The 5263-nt window shown below is 62.9% G+C and carries 5 protein-coding genes; 1 reads left to right on the forward strand and 4 read right to left on the reverse strand.

All coding sequences use genetic code 11. From position 1 onward, the window contains the following. Positions 1-36: 36 nt before the first annotated feature. The 4 genes from BKH20_RS13890 to dnaB all read right to left on the reverse strand — a co-directional run bounded on the left by BKH20_RS13890 (position 37) and on the right by dnaB (position 3514). Positions 37-834 (reverse strand): hypothetical protein, encoded by a 798-nt coding sequence (locus BKH20_RS13890; protein ID WP_143224920.1) that lies wholly within the window; start codon positions 832-834, stop codon positions 37-39. A 404-nt stretch (positions 835-1238) separates the two neighbouring features. Next, positions 1239-1532, reverse strand: coding sequence for a hypothetical protein (locus tag BKH20_RS13895; RefSeq protein ID WP_143224921.1), 294 nt, complete (start codon positions 1530-1532; stop codon positions 1239-1241). Further along, on the reverse strand, positions 1529-1897 hold the full coding sequence (locus BKH20_RS01305) for a hypothetical protein (RefSeq protein WP_003788443.1): 369 nt from the start codon (positions 1895-1897) through the stop codon (positions 1529-1531). Before BKH20_RS01305 ends, BKH20_RS13895 begins: the two co-directional genes overlap by 4 nt. A gap of 192 nt (positions 1898-2089) precedes the next feature. Next, the gene (dnaB, locus tag BKH20_RS01310; RefSeq protein ID WP_075371985.1) at positions 2090-3514 is read right to left on the reverse strand and encodes a replicative DNA helicase; all 1425 of its coding nucleotides are present in this window, start codon (positions 3512-3514) and stop codon (positions 2090-2092) included. Positions 3515-4179: 665 nt separating this feature from the next. On the opposite strand from dnaB, the gene BKH20_RS01315 reads away from it, so the two are divergent. Then, a partial coding sequence (locus tag BKH20_RS01315) for an MATE family efflux transporter (RefSeq protein ID WP_256692969.1) occupies positions 4180-5263 on the forward strand: 1084 nt, incomplete at its 3' end.

Consider the following 5263-nt stretch of genomic DNA (forward strand, 5'->3'; position numbering starts at 1 on the left):
CACCCCTATGAATAAGCCTCCCACTGTCGACGAGGTTCATTTTCTGAATGCTTTTTGGACATCTTCGTCCATTTGCTTCATCGTATCACTCACCTTCGATAAATCGCGTCCTACATCATCCGAAATGAAATCTGGAACAACAGCATCTGCACCTTCGGCCAGAGCATGCTTGATACCTTTATGATCCTCATACAATGAATCGACAGCCGCATCCGTGAACGTTGATGCTACAAACATTGTTGCAATAGTCGCAGTGAATCCGACTACGGCGCCGACCGCGGTGCCAGACCCAGGCACTACCGAACCGATTGCAGCCCCTGCCGCTGTTCCTGCCGCGACTGCAGCAAGATTGGAGACCGCTGCTTGTTCATTAGACTCTCCTTCCTGCTTATCACCCCAATATCCGACCACAAACCCTACTACTGAAAGAACGCCTCCGGCGCCTTTAACGACTCTTGCCGCCTTCGTTCCCTTTCCGAATGCCGTATAGGTATTGGATTTGGATAACATATTGTTACCCTTCATTTCCAACGCTCGCGAGTAATTTAACGCTTTGTTTGCCGAACGAGCATTACCTGAGTTTAGAACACCCCGAGGCAAGCTCGACACAACTCCCGCACGGATATCAGCTGCCATATTGATCAAGCGCACTGCTTCCGCAGCAAGAAAATTTCTGGTGTATATAGTCCAAAGCGTCGGAGCACCAGTCCGAGCAAATTCGGCAACAGTATTAAAGATTAGGTGGCCGTTCCTCACTTGATCGATATCATCTTGTGTCAGCGAGGTGCGAAGGTCCTGCTGGCCAGTAGCAAGCTTAGAATTCGCCGTGGACATACGTACAGACAAACCTGAGTAGAGAGCGGTTTTTTTGTATCCGCGGTGTCCTTTGGTTCTTGCACTACTGTACCACTGACCACAAGGCCGCCTGCCGTAGCATCACTTCTAACGCACTCCGCCTCAGTCTTCACTGAAAGAAGAATCGATGCATAGGTCGTGAGTGCCGTCGCGATGTCTGTGATACGAGTCGAAAGGGAGTCACTGGCGCCCACAGCATCAGCCAACCAGCTGACAATCGCTTCGGCGGTTTCGCCCTGCCATTCCGACCCAAGGGTCGTCCTGGCTGAGGAGAATCTATCTCCAGACGCACTTACTGCTGGTTCCAACGACGAAGTCAACCAGTCGGCTAAACTAGTAATTTGTTCTGGCTTTCCTTCAACCTTCGTCTCAATAGCCATCGTTTACTCTTTTCCCCACATCAAGGCCTGGACACCGTCACTAACTTGCTGGTCTGTCGCTGAGAAACCTTCCACAGTTCCACGTAGCTTGTTGGAGAAACCATCAATTCCACTACTTATCTCATCCGTATAACCAGTCACCTTCAAGAGTGCGCCCACTATCGCGTCAGACACATCCCCTGCATCAACTTCTGCGGGACCACTACCGCGACATGCGCTGATTAAATCCTGAGCAACCCTCAGGCTTGAGATAGCAGATTCTGCTGCGGCGCTATCAATCCTTACCGTTCCACTCATCGCCGATCCTCCGGAATTCTGATGTCCTGAAGAATAATGTCGTAGTGTTGCAGATCCTGCGCCTGCTGGAGAGCATCCCAGTCCAACAGCGCCCAGTGAACATCGCCGGCCAGGTCAATCAGTCGATCCAGAGCCGTATAAACCAGGAGTGCCACCCGGCCGTCATCCAGATTCCTGTAGGCCAGATGATTGATCCCATCGTCTCCAGGTGTACAGGGCACGTAGACCACGGGAGGCATCGGCAGCTCCCGCTTTCGTTCACTCATCGGTGGGGTCTCGGTGTCCTGCGGCAGAATGCTCTGCTTCGGCGGAGCAGTCTGCTGGGGCGGCTCATTCGGGGACAAGAGATAGTAGTCGTGGGGCATGGGTATAACGTTACACAACCGAGATACAGATGGCAGCAGGTTCTGGATAGGAGTCTTCATGCCTTCATCAAGGTTCCGCCCGCTGCCCGCAGGGAGCCCATAGCGACGTCGTCGTCCATCCACCACTGACGCCGCCGCAGGCCGGTCTCAACACTCAGCCGGCCTCCCGGCGCCGTCCCCTGCCGGGGCGACCTACTCGTAGGCGGGCTCGGGGGTGACGTCGCGCGCCATGTTGGCGAAGCGCGAGACGTGCCCCTGGAAGGCCACCGGGATGGTGCGGGTCTGCCCGTTACGGTGCTTGGCCACGATGATGTCGGCCTCGCCGGGGCGCTCCTCGTTGTTGTAGTACTCCGGGCGGTGCAGCAGGACGATGATGTCCGCGTCCTGCTCCAGTGACCCGGACTCGCGCAGGTCGCTCATCTGGGGCTTGTTGCCGGTGCGCTGCTCAGGACCGCGGTTGAGCTGGGCGACGGCGATCACCGGGATCTCCAGCTCCTTAGCCAGCAGCTTGAGGGAGCGGGAAAACTCGGAGACCTCCTGCTGGCGCGACTCGACCCGCTTGCCCGAGCTCATGAGCTGGAGGTAGTCGATGACCATGAGCCCCAGGTTGTGCTGCTGCTTCATGCGCAGCGCCTTGGAGCGGATCTCCGGCATGGTGAGGTTGGGCGAGTCGTCGATGAACAGCGGCGCGTTGGAGACGGGGTTGTAGGCCACGGCGACGTCGGTCCAGTCCCGGTCCTCCATCTGGCGCGAGCCGCGCAGCTTGTTCATGTCCACGCTGGACTCGGCGGCCAGGATGCGCATCATGAGCTCCATGCGCCCCATCTCCAGGGAGAAGTAGCAGCTGGTGATCCCGTGGTGGATCGATGCCGAGCGGCAGAAGTCGACGGCGAGCGTGGACTTGCCCATGGCGGGGCGCGCGGCCACGATGATCATCTGGCCGGGGTGGAGCCCGCCGGTGAGCTCGTCGAGCTCGATGAAGCCGGTCGGGACCCCGGTCAGTGCCCCGTTGTCGCGGTTCTGGGCGGCCTCGATCTCCAGGTTGGCCTCCCCCAGGAGCTCGGAGACGGCGACGTAGTCCTCCTTCTCCCCCTCGTGGTGGGCCACCGAGTAGACCTCGGCCTCGGCCAGGGTGACGAGCTCGGCGATGTCGCCGGCGTCGGTGGAGTACCCCAGCTGGGTGATGCGGGTTCCGGCCTGGACCAGGCCGCGCATGAGCGCCTTGTCCTTGACGATGCGGGCGTAGTAGCCGGCGTTGGCGGCAGTGGGGACGGTGGCCATGAGAGTGGCCAGGTAGGGGGCGCCACCGATGCGTTCGAGCTCGCCGCGCTTGGAGAGCTCGTCGGCGACGATGAGCGGGTCGGCGGGCTCGGAGCGGTTGTAGACCTCGACGATCGCATCGAAGATCGACTCGTGGGCCGAGCGGTAGAACTCCGGGCCCCGCAGGACGTCGATGACGTCGGTGATGGCCTCCTTGCTCAGGAGCATGCCGCCGAGCGTGGCCATCTCGGCCTCGAGGTCCTGGGGCGGGAGTCGGTCGAAGGCGGAGCTGTCGGTGCGGACGCTTCCGCCGTCGGCGCCGCCCGAGCCGGCCTGAGCGCCCATGCCGTGATCCATCCGGCCACCTCCCGCACTGTCACGCCGGTTGGTCCCGGCTCGTCCTACTGCTTCCGACGACGGCCCGCCGCGTCAGGAAGACGCTCGCCCGCGTAGAGCGCGCGCGTGACCATAACGCCATCGGGCAGGCCCCGCAAACTCTCAAGTTCACCCACCCTGGGGATATCCGCACCGCCACTGTGGGAAGACCCCCGGAGCCTGGGGACAGACGTGGGTGCGCTGTGGACACAGATGTGCGCACCTGGCGCGACCCCCTCACCAGTGGGCGACTTTTCGGCGTCATCGCGGCGATCGAAGGGTTCAGGCTTCCTATAGGTTCTTCCCACGACATCACAATGTGGTCTGTGGACAAGTGGGTAAACCTGTGGACAAACATCATCTTCGACTTGAGATCCACGCCGTTTGTGGTTCCTCTACAGGGTGGTCCGTTCCAGTTATCCCCAGACCCCGCCATCTCGGCCGAACATCGGCTTCATCAGGCTTATTTCCAGCAAATATTCAGCCTTCTAGTACTTTCCCTGGGTTCGAATAGTTGTGTGATCCCCCAGGACAATCCCGGCGATGCATAGCCTCAGTCACGTCCACGACCCAGCCCGGCAACCTCATCCTCAACCTCATCCTCAACCTGGTCGTGAGGACTGCCGAGGCGCGGCCCCTGGTCCACAATGGGGGCCGTGCCCGACACCAGCCGTCCCGCCTCCAGCAGCCTCAACCGCCAGGTCCTGTCCCTGGCCGTGCCCGCCCTGGGGGCGCTGATTGCCGAGCCGCTCTTCGTCCTGGCGGACTCGGCCATGGTCGGCCACCTCGGCGCGGTCAGCCTGGCGGGCCTGTCCCTGGCCTCGACGATCCTGACGACGACGGTGGGCCTGTTCGTCTTCCTAGCCTACGCCACCACGGCGGCGACGGCGCGTCTGTTCGGGGCCGGCCGACGCACCGAGGGCCTGCGGGCCGGCGTTGACGGCATGTGGCTGGCGCTCCTGCTGGGGCTGGGCGCGGGCGCCTTCCTGGGACTGACGGCCCCCTGGCTGACCGCAGCGATGGGCGCCGACGGCGCGATGGCTCAGGCGGCCGTGGCCTACCTGCGCGCCTCCTGCCCGGGGCTGCCCGGCATGTTCGTCGTCCTGGCGGCCACCGGCGTGCTGCGCGGCCTGCTGGATACGCGCACCCCCTTCGTCGTGGCCACCGGCGGGGCGGTCTTCAACGTCGTCGTCAACGCGATCCTGCTCTACGGCGTCGGGATGGGGATCGCGGGCTCGGGCGCCGGCACCGCGATCGCGCAGACGGCCATGGCGCTGGCGCTGGCCACTCCGATCACCCGGGCGGCCCGGGCGGCCGGCGTGGGACTGCTCCCCCACCGCCGGGGCCTGCGGGCGTCCCTGGGCAGTGGGGTGCCCCTGCTCATCCGCTCACTGAGCCTGCGCGTGGCGATCCTGGCGACCGTGTGGGCGGCGACCGCTCTCGGGGAGGTGTCGCTAGCCGCCCACCAGGTGGTCAACGCCCTGTGGAGCTTCGCGGCCTTCGCCCTGGACGCGCTGGCCGTGGCGGCGCAGGCCCTCATCGGCACCGCCCTGGGACAGGCCCAGAGGGCGGACGCGGACTCCAACGCACCGGAGGCTGAGGCTAAGGCCCTCACCGAGGAGGAGGCCGGGGCGGCTGCGGCGAGCGCCGGCTGGTCCATTGACGAGCTCCTCAAGCGGATGCTGGCCTGGGGCGCTGGGACGGGGGTCCTCATCGGGACGCTCATGGCGG

Source organism: Actinomyces oris (assembly GCF_001937445.1).
GTDB classification, from domain to species: domain Bacteria; phylum Actinomycetota; class Actinomycetes; order Actinomycetales; family Actinomycetaceae; genus Actinomyces; species Actinomyces acetigenes.

Excerpts from the sequence above, each read along its gene's own strand:
- dnaB (WP_075371985.1), bottom strand. The coding sequence starts at position 3,514 with ATGGATCACGGCATGGGCGCTCAGGCCGGCTCGGGCGGCGCCGACGGC.
- BKH20_RS13890 (WP_143224920.1), bottom strand. The coding sequence starts at position 834 with ATGTCCACGGCGAATTCTAAGCTTGCTACTGGCCAGCAGGACCTTCGC.
- BKH20_RS13895 (WP_143224921.1), bottom strand. The coding sequence starts at position 1,532 with ATGAGTGGAACGGTAAGGATTGATAGCGCCGCAGCAGAATCTGCTATC.
- BKH20_RS01305 (WP_003788443.1), bottom strand. The coding sequence starts at position 1,897 with ATGCCCCACGACTACTATCTCTTGTCCCCGAATGAGCCGCCCCAGCAG.